This window comes from Microcoleus sp. AT8-A3 (assembly GCF_036705675.1).
In the GTDB taxonomy this organism is placed as follows: Bacteria; Cyanobacteriota; Cyanobacteriia; order Cyanobacteriales; family Microcoleaceae; genus Microcoleus.
Map to the genome: position 1 here is coordinate 2,600 of NZ_JAUBVD010000007.1, position 18,406 is coordinate 21,005.

The window sequence follows — 18,406 nt, forward strand, 5'->3', positions numbered from 1 at the left end:
TGATTTTAGATTTTAGATTTGAGATTTTAGATTGATGGCTGTTTTGGGCCAAGTTGGGTTTAGCGCAATTTTGGCTCTACAGCTTGTTGATTTTAGATTTGAGATTTTAGATTGATGGCTGTTTGTGGTCAAGTTGGGTTTAGCGCAATTTTGGCTCGACAGTCTTGTTGATTTTAGATTTTAGATTTGAGATTTTAGATTGATGGCTGTTTTGGGCCAAGTTGGGTTTAGCGCAATTTTGGCTCTACAGCTTGTTGATTTTAGATTTTAGATTTGAGATTTTAGGCAGTTACGGATAATTTGTAATAGGTAATTCGAGGTTAGAGCGATCGCCCTAGTTGAATCTAGTTTAAGATTGCTATAAGGCCTATAAAAATTTCAATGAAACTTTTAATTAGCAACGACGACGGCATCTTTGCACAAGGCATCCGTAGCCTCGCCAACGCTCTCGCCGCCGCTGGCCACGATGTGAGCGTAGTTTGTCCCGACAGAGAGCGCTCCGCTACCGGCCACGGCCTAACCCTGCACCAACCCATCCGCGCCGAAATTGTCGAATCTATTTTTGAGCCCGCAGTCCAAGCTTGGGCCTGTTCGGGTACTCCCGCCGACTGCGTGAAACTTGCTTTGTGGGCTTTACTTGACAAACCGCCAGATTTTGTCCTTTCCGGTATCAACCACGGGCCCAATTTAGGCACGGATATCATCTGTTCGGGCACGGTTTCGGCAGCAATGGAAGGAATTATGGAAGGTATTCCCAGCATTGCTTTCAGCCTCGCGAGCTTTACTTCGCAGGAATTTGGGCCGGCGGTGGATTTCGCTGTCAGCTTGCTGGCACAGTTGGAAAAACAGCCAATGGCGAAACCGATGCTGTTGAATGTCAACATACCGGCAGTCTCACAAGCAGAAATTACCGGAGTTGCGATCGCCCGTCAAGGCATTCGCCGCTATTTCGACATATTTCAAAAGCGCACCGATCCGCGCGGCAAAACTTATTATTGGCTGGCTGGGGAATTGTTAGAAGATGTAGAAGAAATCGCCGATTCGGCGGTGCCACATGATATTCCTACAGACGTACAAGCTATTCGCGACAACAGAATAACCGTAACTCCTTTGCAATATAATCTCACCTGTGCTCCAGACTTGCACTCGTTGCGGGATTGGCAATTTGCAGGTTTTCCCAAGCAGTGAGCTCCGATCGACCCGATTGGAGCGGTAAACTAGGAATTAAGGAAAAGTGCCTCTCAAGGTCTATACCTTAAGCGTTAACACAGGCTCCCAATTACTTGTTAGTTTTTTTTACTCAAGAAAAACAGTTATGAACGCTCCCACCTATAACACTCATTCTGTCACTTGCCCGATCTGCAACCGTTCCAGCGTCGTAGGCCCCGTCGGGATGGTCAGTGGACTATTCACTTGCCCCCACTGCCATTCTCATATGGTAATTAGCTGGAGCGGTCATTTTGTGCGCGATCCTTTTAGTCTCAAACAACTGACGGTAGGAAAGATGCTCAGGCGCGAGAGCAGACCCTTAGCTCGGATTCAGCGGGACTTTGGGCTGGGTAAGCCTTTGCCGCTGATTGCAATTTTGGGCAGTGTGGTCTTTTTCGGGTGTGTGCTCGCCGCTACGGAACAATCGCTACCCCGACAGAATTCACTTCAAGGATTTTTAGAGTGGGTGAGCGGAACTGGTAATTCCCAAGATATCTCACGTTAACATTTCTTAAAAAAGATTCTGACAGATACTGCGTGCAAATATCTAGTCCTTTAGGTAGAAATCACACTATTTTAGCCATTGCATCCATCTGAAGCTACGGGTAAGCGCTTAGACGCCGTGCCCTTCTTCCTGTGTCCAAAAACGTCAAAACCCCAGTCCGGCAGGGGTTTTAACCCCTGTAGGGAAAGCGCCGTACCCGTAGGTGTCAACTTAACGTGCAACCGATAGTCCGACAGTCCGACAGGGGTTGAAACCCCTGCCTCAAAGCTAAAGTCGTCTGAAGACGACTAATGAGTTTTTCAGTCCTCTTTGATAGGACTTTAGCTATAAGCCCTGTGGAAGATCATTCCCTGGCGAAGAGTGCCGGGTGAGCCGGAGGACTGGCGGACTAAAAGCTTAAGTTGACACGCCTACGGCGCTCGCCGTAGGCGTGTACTCAATTTAGAAACTCAGCAATTTTTCTAACTGCTGCTTCCAAAATTGCTGGCGACTCGACTAAGGCAAATCGCACGTAGCCTTCTCCTGATTTCCCGAAACCGGCACCGGGGGAAGCTGCGACTCCTGTACTCTGTACTAGCTGAGTGCAAAATTTCACGGAATCTTGGGCCCAAGGTTCCGGCAGTTTCGCCCAGACGTACATGGTGGCGGGGGGTACGGGTACTTGCCAGCCGATGCTCTGTAGCGCGTTTACAAAGGCATCCCGCCGTTTTCTGAAGGTTTCTACGCTGGTTCTGACGGTATCTTGAGGGCCTGTTAATGCGGAGATCGCTCCGTTCAAAATCCCTCGGTATTGGTTGAAGTCCACTGCGGCTTTTACCTGTCGCAGGGCTGCAATTAGTTCGGAATTGCCGATCGCATATCCGACTCGAAAACCTCCCATACTGTAGGATTTGGATAGTGTAAAAAACTCGATCGCCACACTCTTATCTCGATCGGCCTGAAAGATTGACGGTGCCATCAATTTGCGGTTTTCCTCGATCCCAGAGGGCGGGCACGGGGGCACCGCCCCTACGGAATCGTCAAACACCAAATCTACATAAGGGAAATCGTGAACTAAAACCAGCCGATGTTCCCGACAAAAAGCCACGGCTTTCTCAAAAAAAGCAACCGGGGCGATCGCAGTTGTAGGATTGTGAGGATAGCTCAAAACCATCATCTTCGACTCAGCCAGCACTGCTGTCGGAATATCTTCAAATATCGGCAAAAACGCATTTTCTGCTAATATCGGCATCGGATAAATTTGACCGCCTGCCAAATGCACACCGCCCGCGTGGGAAGGATAGCCCGGATCGAGCAGCAAAGCAAAATCTCCAGGGTTGAGTACAGCTAAAGGCATATGCGCTGTGCCTTCTTGGGAACCAATTAACGGCAGCACTTCTGTTTCTGGATTGACTGCAATCCCAAATTTTTGCTCGTACCAAATAGCTGCTGCTTCCCGAAAATCTCTTGTGCCGTTAAATAGCAAATAGCCGTGGGTGCTGGTGTCGGAGAGAGAATGTGCGATCGCCTCTGTAATGTGAGCAGCGGCCGGCAAATCCGAAGAACCCAGAGACAAGTCAATCACATTTTGTCCCGCTGCTCTAGCTTGAGCTTTTGCCCGATCCATATCGGCAAATACATTAAATTGCAGTGGTTCTAAACGTTTAGCAAATTGCATATTTTCTATATTTTTGGGAGATTTTAAGGATTATTTTTATATTAGCTAAATTATTTTTTTTACTAACCGCAGAGAGCGCAGAGGGCGCAGAGCCAGAGAGGAATATTGAGGATACAAGAGAGATATTGAAAAACTATTTGCGATTGCTATAGTTGTAAGTTGGGAGTTGGAAACTCCCGAATCATTTCCAAACTTTATAAGTGAGCGTCGAGCAAACCGATCAAAGTTTGTTTAGTAATGGCTCCCTCGTGAGAAAGCACTACTTCGGCATTTTTAAACAGCCGGAGAGCTGGGACTCCTTCTACTTTATACTGCTTGACAGTATTAGGATTGGGGTCAATTTCCATTTTAACCACTTTCAGCCGATCGCTGTAGTTGGCCGCCACCCAGTCTACCGAAGGCGCGATCAGTTTGCAAGGCCCGCACCAAGTAGCCCAAAAATAGGCAAGCACTGGTTGCTCTGCTTTCAGGACTTCTGTTTCAAATTTTTCGTCGTTAATGACAATTACACTGTTGCTCATGGTTCTGCGATTATTTTTTCTATTTATTTCTAAAGCACCGGCTGGCGTGAAACTTGCACCAACTTAGAAGACAGGCCCAAAAAACTGTTACTAATTTTAAAACATTCTGCGAATTATTGAGTAGAAACTAAGGACTCGCGACTGATGGCTAATTCTGTATGGCGTTTAATTCCACTGTTGTCGGCGTCTGGTAGCGTGCAGATGGCGATCGACCAATGGCTACTGGAACAGCATCTAGCGGGCAAACATCCGCCAACTCTGCGATTTTACACTTGGCAACCGGCGGCGATTTCCTTGGGCTACCACCAGCGCCGATGGCCGGAGTTTTGGCAGCAGTTGTCTTGGCGGGGAATGCCTGTGGAGTTGGTGAGGAGGCCCAGCGGCGGGCGCGCCGTGCTGCACCAAGGGGATTTAACTTATGCAGTTGTGGCGTCGGGGTTTGGAAGCAGCCGTATGAAAGCTTATCAGACTATTTGCGAGTTTTTGATTGAGGGTTGGAGGGCGATGGGTTTGGATTTGCAATACGGGGAAGCTGGAAGGGGTTATATTCACAATCCGAATTGTTTTGGTACTGCGACGGGTGCGGATTTAGTTACCGCTGATGGCTGCAAGTTAATTGGTAGCGCGCAATTACGCAGGGGTGATGCTATTTTGCAGCACGGTTCGATGCGTTTGCAGCCGGATGTTTGTTTGTTTTCTCAAGTGTTTGAGGAGGAATTAATTCCTGTGCAATTACCTCTATCTGAAGGGGGAGATGATTTGATTGCCACTGTAATTGATGTTTTGAGTGCGGCGGCTTGTCGCTGTTTTGAAATTGATTTGGAGGTGCAGTCACTTTCGGATGAGGAATGGCAGGATATTTTGGAATTAACAAGTAATAAGCTGTTTCACATTTAACCTCCATATTTGGGGGCGGGGTTTACTGCCACCTTTTCGGAACAGCCAAGATGGCCGTTCCACAAGAGATTTTTGGAATAATTATTGTGGGTATACCGCCTTTTGGGAACAGCCAAGATGGCCGTTCCACAAGAAAAATTATTTGTTGTGGAACGACCATCTTGGCTGTTACTGATACAAGTTAAAAACTTGTACAGTTATTTTTATTAAAAGTTTTCCGGGCCGTTGATCCGACGCCAAAAAAGTTAAATTTAAATGCAGTACCGCTTAGGGCTGTGGCGGAATTTGAACGATCGGCTCTTTGGCAATTTCGCCCAATTTCACAGAATCCAGCAAGCTTTCCCAATCAGCCTTGAACGTTGTATCATTAGGCCGATCGCGGCGAGCGGCAGCTAGGGTGCTGAGGGCATCTTGCCAAATCCCATTTTCAGCATAAATAACGGTTTTCTGGCGCGGATCTGCCTGATCTAATTGACGGCGGATATCTTCACTGAGTTCAACTCGCCGTACCGTACCGATTTCTATCTGATCTGCCGATCGGTCTAGAGAGTCGCAAATCACTGTAAAATTCCAAGTGTAACTTTTGCCTACTTCCAAGGGCGGCACATTTTGGTTGGCGGGGATACTAACGCCGATTACCCCTGATAAATTGCTAATTGTGAGCTCCTGTTTATAAATCTCCTTGCCGCTTTCATCTTGTAGGATAAATTCGGCTGATTCGGCCTCTGTTTGAGGCAAGTAGAAAAAGAACGTTGGATAGTCGGAAACAGTCCGTCCCATCTTATTTTTAGGCACTAAGGCTGTGAGACCTAGCTGACTAATGCTCGCGCAGCCACCGCGCACAGGCCGTCTCGGTTGAGTGGGGGGCCAATTATCTATATCTTCAGTAGGCGGAATGAAGCGCGGCCCTCCCGGTATAGGGTTGGGTGGGCGGTCAGGTGTGTTTATGCTGGGCTGTCCCACAACTGCCAATTGAGAAATGTTAAGTGTGGCTATCAATACTATTGAGCCAACTGATATCAGATTGATGAGAAACTTAGTAATTGTTTTCACATTAACTCCATGAATTTGTAGGGAGAGATTCTCTCTTTTTATTTCTTTTTCCTTCCCAAAACCCGGTAGACATTAACTTTTTGTTCCCTACCTCTTAAAGGCAAAGCTCCCCAAGATTCTACCTCAAATTTGTCGGCCAAATGCACAAAGGTTTCTTCTGCAATCAATATCCGGCAAGTGTCCTCGTGCCGCTCCTTTTCGCAGCTTTCTAGGCGAGAGGCAATATTTACGCTGTCGCCGATCACTCCATATTCTAAACGGGTTGTGCCTCCCAGACTACCCACCATCACAGGCCCTGTAAAGATGCCTACTCGCATTTTTACGGCCGGTAAACCGCGTGTGAGCCAATTTTGATTCATTTCTGGCAAGCGCGAACTTATAGCTAAAGCGCAAGATACGGCGAGGCGAGCATCTTCTGCAATTTCTTCGCGAGTGGTGCGGGGAATGGGTACGCCAAATACTGCCAGCATTCCATCTCCGGTAAATTTATTAATCACGCCTTGATGTGCTTGGACTTCTTGGGCCATTGCTGATAAATACTCATTTAACCAACTCATTACCACTTCTGGCGCGAGTTTTTCGGAGATTGTACTAAAACCCTGCACGTCGGTGAGGACGATCGTAGCAGTAACTTTTTGCCCTGGCAATAACCCTGATTCGAGCAGATGGACGCGCTCTTTCCACAGGGCATTTGCGATCGCGGGTGAAGTTTGTTGTCCTAATAATTTCATCACAATCCCTTGCTGTTGTCTCGACTGCTCGTATTTATAGGTAACTGCGACTCCTGCGGTGATTAAAAGGGCAAGGGCTGGAGCAATTAGAGGTATCCACCCCTGTTGTAGGAAGAGGAAAAAGGTGAATCCGAATAATGAGCCGCAAGCTACGATCGCGATCGCGATCAAATTCAGCGCTTTTTCTAGCCGCCAAGCTAAACAGCCACCCACTGCACTCCAAACCACAATCCAGAGGATTTCTTGCCATTCATCCCAATACCAAAATAGCCTTTGGCCGTCTAAAACTGCACTGAGAATTTGGCTGGTGGCCGTTGCGTGAATTAATACCCCAGGCGTCGGGATATTACCGTTTTTAGTAGCGCTGTAGGGGGTAGAAAAAATATCTTTTACTGTTGGGGCTGTCACCCCGATTAAGACTATTTTATCTTTTACCAAGTTGGGGTCTACTTTGCCCTCCAAAACTTGAGTTATGGTCACGGTTTCTGCTATCTTTTTAGGAGAGCGGTAATTTAGCAATATTTGATAGCCTTGGGCAGGAATGTTTTGATAACCTCCTGAGTTTGAGCGCAACTTTGAAAATACTGTTTTATCTACTAAGAATTCATTGTTTTCTGTAGCTTTATATTCTATATTTTTGCTATCAAAATATGCAAAAGCTAGCCTGGAGGGAAATGAATAAAACGTGTTTTTACCATCGCCAATAGACATCACATTACGACGCACTATACCATCTGGATCGAGATACAAATCGTTAAATCCTACCCGCTTGTCTGGTATGTTGGGAGGTGGCTGGACTCGATCGTACTTTAAGGAGCCGATGAAGGTAATGGGAAATACTTTGGGGTTTTTCAGTTGAGTTGCTAATTCAGCAGTCCCCGGTTCGTAGGGAATATCACGAATTATATCGAGACCAATAGCTGTGGGTTCCAAACGCGCTATTTCGGCGATCGCTTTTGCTAAAACGCGATCGGAAATTGGCCATCTGTTTAAAGCACTAATGTCCCGATCGGTGATTTCAACTATCAGCAACCTGGGGTCAGGGCCGCGATCTTGCCCCAACTGCACCATGAGGTCGTAAGCATTTAATTCTAGTGGCTGCAACCCGCCTAAATGCCTCACTCCCAATAGAGTTCCGGTCACGACAATCCAGATGATAGCAACAGGTTGCAAGTCAGCGTTGGGGAATAAATAAGTTAAATTTTTCCCAAGTCCCTCCGCAAATTTATGATAAATTCTCTTAAAGAATTGGGGCATAAAATTTAGTGTTTCAACCCTGAGTCACAAAGTATGCTACATCTTAACCGATCGCTGATGCCCCTTACTGATGCCAAATTTTTAGTTTTCTTGTGCAGTTTTGGCGATCGCACTTAATTGCAATCCCTGCGGATAGCTGTTTTCTTCTTTGCTGCGCTTGATGTCGGCCATTGAAATCTGTGGTTTGAGGTATTTTGCTAAAACTTTAACCACGTCGCCCCGATCGATCGTCCCCACTACTGAACCAATCGGCGAGAGGACGATGATTCGGGGGAGTTGACGGGCTTCCATGCTGTTAATTACTTCTGCAAGGGAGGCTTTTTCGGAGACTGTGGGGGTTTTTCCCAGGGGTTTCAAAATGTTGTGCAAAGTCTGAATTTGCCATTGACTGCGTTCTGTGAAGCGAATATCGTCGATCGACACTAAGCCCAAATCCCGGCCGTTGGTCGCAGCAATATAAAATGGAAACGGATTGACTTCTAACAAATATCGATCGGCAAATTCTCGCAGAGTCAAATCTGCATCTACAACTCGAAACTCGCGACTCATCGCATCGCTGGCTTTAATTTTGAGCAGGGCTTCTTGCAGCGAAGTAACTTGGCTATAAGCAGTGGCATTGCGAATGCCAAACCAGCCAATCAGTGCAATCCACAAGCCGCCGTACTCCCGCGCTAAAAAGCATAAACTCAGACCCAAAGCAACAGCCAGCCAACCTAAAACTTGTCCTGTTTTTGCCGCCCAGCGAACGCCGGCAAATCGAGATCCGGTGATTTTCCAAATTGCTGCTTTTAAAACTTGTCCTCCATCCAAAGGCAGACCGGGAATTAAGTTAAATAATCCCAAAACGAGATTGATTAGTGCTACCCTTTCGGTGACAATTGCTAGCAAACTTTGCGGGGGAAGAACTTGAGAACCCAAACCGAGGATTAAAAACAGCGCAAAGCTGACTAGAGGGCCGGCAATGGCTACTTGAAAAGCTTGACCGGGAGTTTTGGATTCCGAGTCGATCGAAGCTACTCCGCCAAATAAGAATAAGGTAATAGAATTAACTTTAATGCCTTGCGATATCGCCGCCAAGCTGTGTCCGAGTTCGTGCAAGAGCACGGAAGCAAACAGTAGCAGAGCTATTGCTAACCCCGCACTCCAGGAGAGCGCAGGCCCCCACAGGCGGTAACTGCTGGCGTATTCGCGGGTTGCTAAGGCTAAAATTATAAACCACGAATAATCTATAACTAGGGGGATGCCAAATAAAGAGCCGATTCGCCAACCTGTCTGCATGAATTTTCCTGGGAAAGGAGAGCAAGAAAGAGTTTCTATTATATCTTTTCTCACCCCTTGCCTTTGCCTTTCCCCTGATTTTTACAGAACTCCGGCGTTACCCAAGCCCAAGATTACTCCGGCTCCGAGCAAGTGGCCGAAGCTGGCTGTTGCCAGCAATTCTGGTACGCCGAAGCCTTTGAACATTCCAGGGAGTGCCACGGGTAAAGCTGGGCCCTTGCCTCGGTTTTGCTTGGAGATGCCGTAGTAGCCGATCGTGATCGCCAGCAAATTGCATAAAATCATTGTCAGTCCTACCAGTGGCGACCACTCCGGTGTTGAGGGAGCGGTAGATTGTACGGCTAACAGCAAAGATGAGGTGATCATGTTCTTATTTCCTGATTTCACAGATAAATTGATTTCCCAGATTATAAAAAGCGGTTTGCATTAAACTAAGATTTGTTTTAATAGTTAACAATTCGTTTATATTTTGATACAAATTCGGAACGGAGGAATCGGAGTGCGGGTTAAAATTTGCGGAATCACTAAATTAGACCAAGGAATTGCGATCGCCCGCTTGGGAGCCCAGGCTTTGGGGTTTATCTGTGTGCCGGCTTCCCCCCGCTATGTCAGCCCAGAAACAATTCGCCTGATTGTCGAGCAATTGCCGGAAAATGTCGATCGCATCGGCGTTTTTGCCAACACCACAATAGAAAATATCTGTCAAGTAGCGGCAGAGTCAAATTTAAGCGGGGTGCAGTTGCATGGAGATGAAACAGCGGAATATTGCGATCGACTGCGGGAGTTTTTGCCGGGAATTGAAATTATTAAAGCCCTGAGAGTTAAGACTCCTGAAACTTTAGCCACCGCTGCTGTTTATGCTGTTCGTGTCGATACTTTACTGCTGGATGCTTACCATCCAGGGCAATTGGGCGGTACTGGTAAAACGATCGACTGGATGATGTTATCAGAGTTTAGACCGCCGTGTCCTTGGCTGCTGGCGGGCGGTTTAACACCCGATAATATTTTAAATGCAATTGATAGCGCGATCGGCAATAACTTCAGCGGTGTTGACCTTTCTAGCGGCGTAGAAATAGCGCCGGGAGATAAAGATTTGACCAAAGTTGCTCAGTTGTTTGCTAATTTAAGTCAACTTGCTAATCATTGATACAGCATATTTCATGTAAATGTAGAACGCGAGAAACCGGGTTTCTTAAACAGTATCACTAATGATACGAGAACTGTAAAGAAACCCGGTTTCTGGGGTGTAGTTCATAAACCTGGAATACGCTGTAAATTGGCAATACCAAATTCGCGCTTTTTATGCGATTCATTCTTTAGTCTGCGCGAGCGAAGCCTGCCTTATACAAGGCAGAACTCGTTTCTACAGTAGCAATTTCAACCGCAGTCTATGCCGTTTAGGATCGCGAATTAAATAACTTACAATTTTAATTGTTATTGTGGGATGGGCGGGACGCCCGTCCTTTTTGGACGGGCGTCCCGCCCATCCCACTTTCAAGAGTGGAAGTTATTTAATTCTCATTCCTTATTCTTTTATCGCCGGATCTCAAAAGTACGCGCGGCGGAGCTATCGTCAAGGGAATCGCCTTCCGGGTCTTCGTATTCCAAAACCAACTCGCTCACCCTAGCACCGCTGGGGCCGCCTCGGCACCAACTAATCATTTGTTCAACAGCTTTTTTGGAGCCTTCAAAGACAGCTTCGACGCGCCCGTCGGGGAGATTTCTTACCCAGCCGCCCAGGCCGAAATACTTTGCTTGATTCTTCGTTGAATATCGGTATCCTACTCCTTGAACTAATCCCGAAACAAAAACGCGGACTCTGACGGGCGGCAATGATTGGTTTTGCATAATAAACGGCTCAACTTACTGCTAACATCTGTTTGAAAATTTTAAGGATCGGTTTGATTATGTTAAATTTTAGCGCGATGGTGCTGCCGGGATTCCTGATACGCCGCGTCACCCTGGCTTTTTCAACTATTCCCGATGTCACTGATTGGCTGGTTGCAGCTATGCTCGCGCTGGTTTACACTTCGATCGCTCTTTCCATTGGTTTTTGGTCAGGATTTCTAAAAGTAGACGTGCAAACCTCTCGGCGTACAATTGTGGGAGTGCTCGTTGGCTGTTTGTTAAGTCCGGGCATCACCGAGGAGTTATTGTTCCGGGTGTTAATGCTGCCGCACCCGTTTGAGAAGGCTTCTGGGTTAATGCTGTGGTTTTGGGGATGTGCGAGTTTGGCGGTTTTTGTAGTTTACCACCCGCTGAACGCGCTGACTTTTTACCCGGTTGGTCGATCGACCTTTATGAATCCAGTATTTTTGCTACTGGCGGCAATTTTGGGAGTTGCGTGCTCCCTCGCATACCTGCAAAGCGGTTCTATCTGGCCTGCGGTGGCGCTTCACTGGCTCGCAGTGACAGCCTGGCTGTTGCTACTGGGCGGTTACAGGAGGCTATATGGTTAAATGTAAAAAGTCCAGCATCACTATTTTGTCGGGAGGATCTCAGTTGTGGGTATCATCGGAGCGATCGTAGGTTTTTTGGCAGGGGTAGCAGTTGCTTACTGGTTAGTGGAAAAGCGCTTAAAGAAGCAAAAGCAAGAATACTTGCAGCAAACTCGCAGAATTACTGAGGAAATAGAATTAGCTCAGATGTCTCGGGTGCAACAAGCTGTAGAATCTCAGAAAGGAGAACGGGAAAATCAGCTTAGAAAAGCTACTATCGAACACGAAAATTTACTCAGACAAGTTACTACCCAATACGAAAACCAGCTCAAACAAGTTGCGGCTCAATATGAAAATCAGCTCCAACAAGTTTTGGCAGAACGCGACAGTCAGCTCCAACAAGTTTTGGCCGAACGCGAGAGTCAGGTCCAACCACTTGCCAGCGTAGACGAGTACGAGCTGCGACGACAAATCAGCGAGGAATTAGAAGCCGCTAACAATGCTAGGATGCAGCAAAATATCCAATCTTTGCAAGCCGAACACGAACATCACTTACTCAGAGTTGCTGACGAATTGCATCTAAATTATCAAGCTCAGATGGAGCAACATTTGCAAAACTTGCAAAATGAACACGAAATTCGCTTGAGGCAAACTGCCGAGGAATATGAGAACCGCGAGGTTGAGCTGCAGTTAAATATGGAGGCTTTGCAAGAGCAATACGAGAGTCAGTTGCAAGCGGCTCACGAGCAGTTGAGAGCTCACGAAGCTCAGATGCAAGCTACTATCAGGTCTTTGCAAGAGCAGTACGAGAGTAATGTACAACAAGAAGTCCCGGAGCAGCAGTTTAGTCAGTTAAATTCAACAGAATTTGCCGAAGGTGTATCACAAGAAGAAGTTTGGCAGGAACTGTCAAGTGAGTTAAATCAAACAGAAGTTGAAGAAGAGTTAAATTACACAGGTTTTTCAGAACCACAACCCATTGATTTACATCAACCCGAAGTCGAACAACAGCTTCCAATTACCAGACAAGCACCAAGCTATTCCCTACCGCAGTTGATGGGATGTGTTCAAAGTCAGGACAAAGAAACCCGGAAGTTTGCAGCGTCTGCTTTAGGTAAAATGGCTGCTGCTAATGCTCTGAGATCCGAAGGTCAGCGAGCAATAGAAACCTTGGGAAAATTAGCTCAAGATATTCACCCGGAGGTGCGCGAAGCTGCTGTGGAAGCACTAGCAATGATTAAGTCGGAAAAAGTGATTCCGCTGCTACAAAAAGCTTTGCGAGATATAGATAGCGGTGTGGCTAAATCGGCAAGTGCTGCGCTCAATAAGTTTAAGTTTTATCCGCGCACTCCGGCGGCTAAGCCGAAAACTGTTGATGTAAAGAAACCAAAGCGTTAAGCATTTACGAGCATAAATATAGCAATTGTAAATTGCTTACAACCCAGTAGGGAACCCACATTGTGGTGTCCTTACCGAGGTGCTATATTTCACTCCATTTCAATTACTACCACAAACTGTGGAGGTTGGGTTGACGAAAGAAATCAAACTCAATTATTCGATCGACAACTCGCCCAATTTTTAGCAGACATAGCAGACACCCCGCTGTTTAAAACCGTAGGCTGAAACCTTTTTTAGCAACTGGCGATTGAAATCGCTTCTTGTATCTTCACGCATCCTGTAGGGGCGGGTTTTACCAATCATCTATGCCAGAAACCAACAATATAATAAACCCGCCCCCACTTGGGCGGCAAATCCGAATCTACATTTTTTGGATTCGCTCGAATATCAGGTTAATCTGGGTTATCGGTGGTGTGGGGGCGGGTTTACAAGATTGTTTGCGGTTATCAAATATTGTTGGTAAAACCCGCCCCTACAGTTAACTCGCGACTGATGACTAATTTAAAATCGCTGCTTTGTACCGAGTATAAGTTTGAGGTCGCCGGAGTCGCTAACAGCCATATCTAAGCGAATTAATCCAAAGGACGATCGCACCCTCACACCCAGCCCAACACCCGCCCCAGTCCCCGGTTTGTCCCTGACTACGGCCGGTTTTCCCAGTACACTATCTCCCGTTCCCAAATCCGACGCAAAATCAGCAAATATCACGCCGCCAACATCCCTCCCGACAGGAAACCGATATTCACCCGAAGCTAAAAAATAACTCCTGCCACTGCCAATATCCCCGCTATCGTAACCCCGCACAGAATTGCGACCGCCGAGGCGAAAAGCTTCCGTTGGTGGCAAATCCCCGATTACCGTGCCCGCTTGCAAGTTAAAAGCCAGCATTTCGGGCAAGGCTTCGGACTCGCTGATGCCGAGCAAAGTTACTGGTACATAATGTATATAATTTGCTAACAGCCTGTTACTCACAATGTTACCTCGTCCCAGAGGTATCGACTGCTCGGTGCTGAGGCTCAGAATCGAGCCGCTGGTGGGGTTGAAGGGATTGTCCCGCCGATCGAGCATCGCACCAAAAGAAACAGTGTATAACTCGTCAACGCCGCTGCCACTGAATGTGAGAGGATTGCCGAGTTCGTCGCGACGGGCGATATTTAAGTTGCGATCGCGCGTACTGATGTTTGTATAATTCAGTCCCAAAGTCGATTGCCAATCGCCCAAAGGTCTGGTAAACCTGAGATTTCCCCCCATCCGAATTTCCCGAACTCGGTTCCCGTTGGGCAAATCAATATCTTTGTTGAAAATTTCCGATATTCTGCGATCGCCAAAAGCTCTCACACTGTATCCCAAACGGTCTTCGGCGGCAACGTAAGGGCTGACAAACTGGACATCGTACTGGATACCTCGGAGGCTGGGCTCAAGTTCCACCGCCAGCCGCTGGGGGTTTGTGCCGAAAGTTCGATCGGTATAGGAAAGAGGAACAGCAACGCCAACATCATCACTAAGACTGGCACTCACGCTAAAAGAGCGAGCCGATCGCTCTTGAACGTTGTAAATTACATTAACATCCGTGCCAACTTCTTCGATCGAAACCGTAACTTTCTCAAACAATCCCAATTGCTGCAACTGCTGTAAATCCGATCGTACAACTTCCCGGCTGTAGTTATCCCCCGCCTTGAGTTTGAGCTCACCTCGGATAAAATCTTCCGAAATTCTGCCCTCAATTCGATTCCCTTTTCTATCAACAGCTTCGCCTCTGGAATTGACAAAGCGAATTTTCACCTCAGCAACGTAAACGCCTTCAGCATTGCCCGCTTGACTGATTTGTAGAGTACCGCCTAGCTGTCTGGCGTTGCTGTTTACTGCTTCGGGGATTTCAGCGTTGGTCGCGATCGTCGCCGGAGTTTTTAACAGAGATGTAAAATCTTTATTGTGGTTGGACTTGAGTGAGGGCGATTCCCTAGGGGATAGCTGCGCCCCGCGTACTTCAGCCAACATTCCTGTGCCACCACACAATTCATCTCTTGTGGAACGGGCATCTTGCCCGTTCTGGACAGATGCTGCACCGTTCTTGACAGATGCTGCACCATTTTCAATCAGCTTTTGATGAACAGGCAAGATGCCTGTTCCACAAAACAATTCATCTCTTGTGGACCGGGCATCTTGCCCGTTCTGGAGAATGGTGCCAGATGTGAGACTCACCTCATCCTCCTCCCTCTGTGCTCTTGTGGGACAGGCGTCTCGCCTGTCAATTTCTGCGGTTCCCTCTCTAAACTGGGCCTCAGTCGGTGCGGCACTCGGATCGATCGCCCCGGCTGCCAATTCGCCGCCAGCCAGCCCAGCCAAAGTCAAAAATGCAATAATCGGAATTCGCATAGACATTAAATTTAAAGCATACCCAACGCATATTACCCAAAACCTGGCCCCCTGCATAATTAGCCGAAAAGAAACCCGGTATTGTTGAGGCTACCGGGTTTCTGGGATGCTGAAATGTCGGAAAGTTCGACCGCGGGCGATCGTAAATTGGGGAAACCGAAAATTTGTTTAAATAGCTTGTCGAGAAACACGTTTCTCAAAATGAGCCTGAGTCTGCTGCAACAGTTGTTCGCGACTATCCTTAGCGGTGGTAATGGTAGGGAGCAAGTTGCGAGCTTGTAAAGTCATGTGAAGCTGTAGGTGTGCTACGTACTCACTGACATCTTCGCGAAGAGAGCAAGCCGGGTACTGTCTTAAAGTAGAGTTCAAAGTGTTCTCCTGCTTTGGGTTTGTAGTATTTTCTAATAATCATAGACAATATCATGGTCTATTTCTAACTGTGTACTCCGTAATGAAGTTTAACCTTTGGACTGCTTTTTTGTTACAATCCTTTACAAAGATTCCTGACCGATCGGGAGTCGATCGCCATGCAGTCTCAAGCACCTGTAGAACAAGCGCACACATTAAGTACATTTGTCAATAGCAGCAGCCAAACAGCCACCTACCTCGACATCGGGTGCGGCAGACTCTTATTGATGCTGCAGAGTGTCTTAGGAGAAAAGACTTGCTGGCTGCCATTAATTGAGTTACTGCAATCTCAGTTTCGGTGCATTAGTTTAGATATGTTGGGTTTTGGAGAATCCAGCAAACCAGAAATCCGCTACGACGTAGCTGTAGAAGTTGCTTTTGTGCGGCAAGTTGTAGAACAACTAAATATCGAACCTTGCTGCATCATCGGACATTCTTTTGGCGGTTGGGTAGCATCTGCATATTCCCTCAAATATCCTAATTCTGTGAGCAGTTTAGTGTTAGCAGCACCAGCCGGAATTCGGGACGACAGTTTTTGCGGTGAATACGATGCTTTGCGGCCGCTATTGTGGGAAACTCCAGTTGTTGATTGGGCATTGCAGTTGGCAAAACCTTTTGCGAGTTTAGCGGGAAAAAGTGAGAAATTGCAGCAAATTTCGGGGTGGCGCAGGGAGTTGATATCTCAACCAGTAGCAAGGTCATTGTTAATGAGTCGGATGCAGCCAGAAGATGCAGTTGATACAGTAGAAAAAGAAATTCACAAATTGCAAATTCCTACCTTAGTTATCGCAGCAGATAGTGACGAAACAATTCGTCTATGGCACTGTGAAACCTAGGCTAACAAGATACCGGGGGCAGAGTTAGCAATTATTCCCAATGCCACTCACGGGTTGCCGCAAACTCAAGCTCCAATTATGGCGAAGTTGACTTGTGAATTTTTGAATAATTAAGAAAAACTGTGCAAGAAGCCGAATCATAAAAATTGTGATAAGCCACAAATGGAAAATAATTGTGTTTTAGTATACTACTTTATTAGGAAATACAGAATATATTGATTAGTGTATTATACAATTTTTTTTATGGCTCTTAAATCTTGTGTCAGCAGGAGCTACAGACATTTAGTGGAGTCGGGGGTATTACCAATGGCAGCACTGAGCAACTACTTTAATCTGGAAGAAATTACGACAGCCAGAAAAATTAGTGCTGCGGTAATTAACATCAGCGGCCGCCAGCGAATGCTTTCCCAACGAACGGCTTTTTTTTGCATGAGGTTAGTTGGCTCTCAGAATGGCGTAGAAAGAGCCAAGCTGCGGGGGAATTTGTTAGAGGCGATCGAGCTTATGGAAAAATCCCACCGCGACTTAATTAATACTAGCAGCAGCCTCAACTTATTGAGTCCCCCTTCAGCCACCGTCAAGGCCATGTATTTTGAGCCACCACTGTATTTAGACAAACAAGTACGCGCATATATCGATCGAATAAAAGCCTTGGTGCAAGTTCCTGATGCCGAACTCAGGCTGGAAAATCCCCACCTGCTGTACATTGTCGAAGCAGCGGGCGGCGACTTGCTAGAAGCTTTCGATGCCGTAGTGAGTCAATACCAGCAAGAAAGCGAAATCGAACAATTTGAAATCGACCTTAAACAGGTAGAACTTTATCAAGAAAGTTGTGCTGCTACCTCGAAAGCGGAAGCTCAAGCAGCCCAGCTCGATCGCGCACTTTGCGAACTAAAACAAACTCAAGCTCAACTCCTCCACAGCGAAAAAATGTCTTCGCTGGGGGCGCTAATGGCTAGTATCGTCCACGAAATTAATAACCCAGTTAGTTTTATTTACGGCAACTTGAGCCATGCGGAAATTTATACTCAAGATTTGCTACACCTGCTGCGCCTCTATCGAGAATACTGTCCAAATCCCTGTCCCGAAATCACAGCTAAAATCGCAGAGATAGATCTTGATTTTCTAGTTGAAGACTTGCCTAAAGTTATGTCTTCCATGCAAATGGGTTCCAATCGCATTCGCGAAATTGTCAAATCTATGGGCAATTTTTCGCGAACCGATAACACTAACATGACCATGTGCGACTTGCACGACAGCATTGACAGCACCGTGTTAATTTTGCGAAACCGTCTCAATTCTCAAATAGATCGTCGCGACATTCAAGTAATTAAAAAATATGGAAAGTTGCCTCCTGTAGAGTGTTATTCAGGACAGCTAAATCAAGTATTTATGAATCTAATTACCAACGCGATCGATGCTTTGGACGAGGTAGCACAAAATCAGCCCAATGCTGCGCTAAAAATTTTTATCAGCACAGAATTAGCTGGCCCCGATCGCGTGAGAGTGCGGATTGCTGACACGGGAACCGGAATGACACCACAGATAAAAGAGCGAATGTTCGAGCAGTTTTTCACCACCAAGGAAATCGGTAAAGGTACCGGTTTAGGATTGTCTATTGTCTACAAAATCTTAGTAGAGAATCACCGAGGCTCGCTTCGGTGCGAGTCGGAACCCTGCAAGGGAACCGAGTTTATCATGGAACTGCCGCTCCAGCAAACTTAAGCAATTTACTAATCCTCGAAATTTATCTATTTTAACTATGTGTGGCACGGGCGTCCCGCCTGTGTTAACTGTGGCACGGGCGTCCCGCCTGTGTTAACTGTGGCACGGGCGTCCCGC

The 18,406-nt window shown here is 46.7% G+C and carries 17 protein-coding genes; 8 read left to right on the forward strand and 9 right to left on the reverse strand.

Annotation, left to right across the window (positions count from 1 at the left end):
• The first annotated feature begins 381 nt into the window (after nucleotides 1-381).
• Complete coding sequence (gene surE / locus QUB51_RS05935; protein WP_333052936.1) at nucleotides 382-1,188, forward strand: 5'/3'-nucleotidase SurE; 807 nt, start codon at nucleotides 382-384, stop codon at nucleotides 1,186-1,188.
• A gap of 127 nt (nucleotides 1,189-1,315) precedes the next feature.
• Complete coding sequence (locus QUB51_RS05940; protein ID WP_333052937.1) at nucleotides 1,316-1,714, forward strand: hypothetical protein; 399 nt, start codon at nucleotides 1,316-1,318, stop codon at nucleotides 1,712-1,714.
• Nucleotides 1,715-2,150: 436 nt separating this feature from the next.
• Here the strand turns inward: QUB51_RS05940 and QUB51_RS05945 are convergent, their stop codons facing one another.
• Nucleotides 2,151-3,371: an LL-diaminopimelate aminotransferase gene (locus QUB51_RS05945; RefSeq protein ID WP_333260066.1), complete on the reverse strand. Its 1,221-nt coding sequence runs from the start codon at nucleotides 3,369-3,371 to the stop codon at nucleotides 2,151-2,153.
• Nucleotides 3,372-3,565: 194 nt separating this feature from the next.
• Complete coding sequence (locus QUB51_RS05950) at nucleotides 3,566-3,892, reverse strand: thioredoxin domain-containing protein (RefSeq protein ID WP_190663385.1); 327 nt, start codon at nucleotides 3,890-3,892, stop codon at nucleotides 3,566-3,568.
• Between the two features lie 144 nt (nucleotides 3,893-4,036).
• Between QUB51_RS05950 and QUB51_RS05955 the strand changes: the two genes are divergently transcribed.
• On the forward strand, nucleotides 4,037-4,789 hold the full coding sequence (locus QUB51_RS05955; RefSeq protein ID WP_333260069.1) for a biotin/lipoate A/B protein ligase family protein: 753 nt from the start codon (nucleotides 4,037-4,039) through the stop codon (nucleotides 4,787-4,789).
• 267 nt (nucleotides 4,790-5,056) lie between these two features.
• Here the strand turns inward: QUB51_RS05955 and QUB51_RS05960 are convergent, their stop codons facing one another.
• The 4 genes from QUB51_RS05960 to psaK all read right to left on the reverse strand — a co-directional run bounded on the left by QUB51_RS05960 (nucleotide 5,057) and on the right by psaK (nucleotide 9,474).
• Nucleotides 5,057-5,842 (reverse strand): DUF928 domain-containing protein, encoded by a 786-nt coding sequence (locus QUB51_RS05960; protein WP_333260072.1) that lies wholly within the window; start codon nucleotides 5,840-5,842, stop codon nucleotides 5,057-5,059.
• A 38-nt stretch (nucleotides 5,843-5,880) separates the two neighbouring features.
• Nucleotides 5,881-7,830 (reverse strand): adenylate/guanylate cyclase domain-containing protein, encoded by a 1,950-nt coding sequence (locus tag QUB51_RS05965; protein WP_333260074.1) that lies wholly within the window; start codon nucleotides 7,828-7,830, stop codon nucleotides 5,881-5,883.
• 81 nt (nucleotides 7,831-7,911) lie between these two features.
• Nucleotides 7,912-9,108, reverse strand: a complete 1,197-nt coding sequence (locus QUB51_RS05970) for a site-2 protease family protein (protein ID WP_333052947.1) — start codon at nucleotides 9,106-9,108, stop codon at nucleotides 7,912-7,914.
• A gap of 81 nt (nucleotides 9,109-9,189) precedes the next feature.
• Complete coding sequence (gene psaK / locus QUB51_RS05975; protein ID WP_333040629.1) at nucleotides 9,190-9,474, reverse strand: photosystem I reaction center subunit PsaK; 285 nt, start codon at nucleotides 9,472-9,474, stop codon at nucleotides 9,190-9,192.
• Between the two features lie 133 nt (nucleotides 9,475-9,607).
• On the opposite strand from psaK, the gene QUB51_RS05980 reads away from it, so the two are divergent.
• Nucleotides 9,608-10,255, forward strand: a complete 648-nt coding sequence (locus tag QUB51_RS05980) for a phosphoribosylanthranilate isomerase (RefSeq protein ID WP_333052948.1) — start codon at nucleotides 9,608-9,610, stop codon at nucleotides 10,253-10,255.
• A gap of 386 nt (nucleotides 10,256-10,641) precedes the next feature.
• Here QUB51_RS05980 and QUB51_RS05985 read toward each other — a convergent pair whose 3' ends face one another.
• Entirely contained in the window at nucleotides 10,642-10,956 is a 315-nt protein-coding gene (locus QUB51_RS05985) for an acylphosphatase (RefSeq protein ID WP_333260078.1), read from the reverse strand.
• Between the two features lie 59 nt (nucleotides 10,957-11,015).
• Here QUB51_RS05985 and QUB51_RS05990 point away from each other — a divergent pair, with 59 nt between their 5' ends.
• Nucleotides 11,016-11,567, forward strand: coding sequence for a CPBP family glutamic-type intramembrane protease (locus QUB51_RS05990; RefSeq protein ID WP_333052950.1), 552 nt, complete (start codon nucleotides 11,016-11,018; stop codon nucleotides 11,565-11,567).
• 45 nt (nucleotides 11,568-11,612) lie between these two features.
• A complete protein-coding gene (locus tag QUB51_RS05995) occupies nucleotides 11,613-12,944 on the forward strand; it encodes a HEAT repeat domain-containing protein (protein ID WP_333052951.1) in 1,332 nt (443 codons plus the stop codon).
• A 501-nt stretch (nucleotides 12,945-13,445) separates the two neighbouring features.
• On the opposite strand, the gene QUB51_RS06000 is transcribed toward QUB51_RS05995, so the two are convergent.
• Both QUB51_RS06000 and QUB51_RS06005 read right to left on the reverse strand, forming a co-directional pair.
• Nucleotides 13,446-15,320 carry a BamA/TamA family outer membrane protein gene (locus QUB51_RS06000; protein WP_333260081.1) on the reverse strand — a complete coding sequence of 625 codons (1,875 nt, stop codon included), beginning with the start codon at nucleotides 15,318-15,320 and terminating at the stop codon, nucleotides 13,446-13,448.
• Nucleotides 15,321-15,488: 168 nt separating this feature from the next.
• A complete protein-coding gene (locus QUB51_RS06005) occupies nucleotides 15,489-15,689 on the reverse strand; it encodes a hypothetical protein (RefSeq protein ID WP_333052954.1) in 201 nt (66 codons plus the stop codon).
• A 158-nt stretch (nucleotides 15,690-15,847) separates the two neighbouring features.
• Here QUB51_RS06005 and QUB51_RS06010 point away from each other — a divergent pair, with 158 nt between their 5' ends.
• Nucleotides 15,848-16,564: an alpha/beta hydrolase gene (locus QUB51_RS06010; RefSeq protein ID WP_333260085.1), complete on the forward strand. Its 717-nt coding sequence runs from the start codon at nucleotides 15,848-15,850 to the stop codon at nucleotides 16,562-16,564.
• A gap of 243 nt (nucleotides 16,565-16,807) precedes the next feature.
• Nucleotides 16,808-18,289 carry an ATP-binding protein gene (locus QUB51_RS06015; RefSeq protein WP_333260088.1) on the forward strand — a complete coding sequence of 494 codons (1,482 nt, stop codon included), beginning with the start codon at nucleotides 16,808-16,810 and terminating at the stop codon, nucleotides 18,287-18,289.
• The last annotated feature ends 117 nt before the right edge of the window (nucleotides 18,290-18,406 follow it).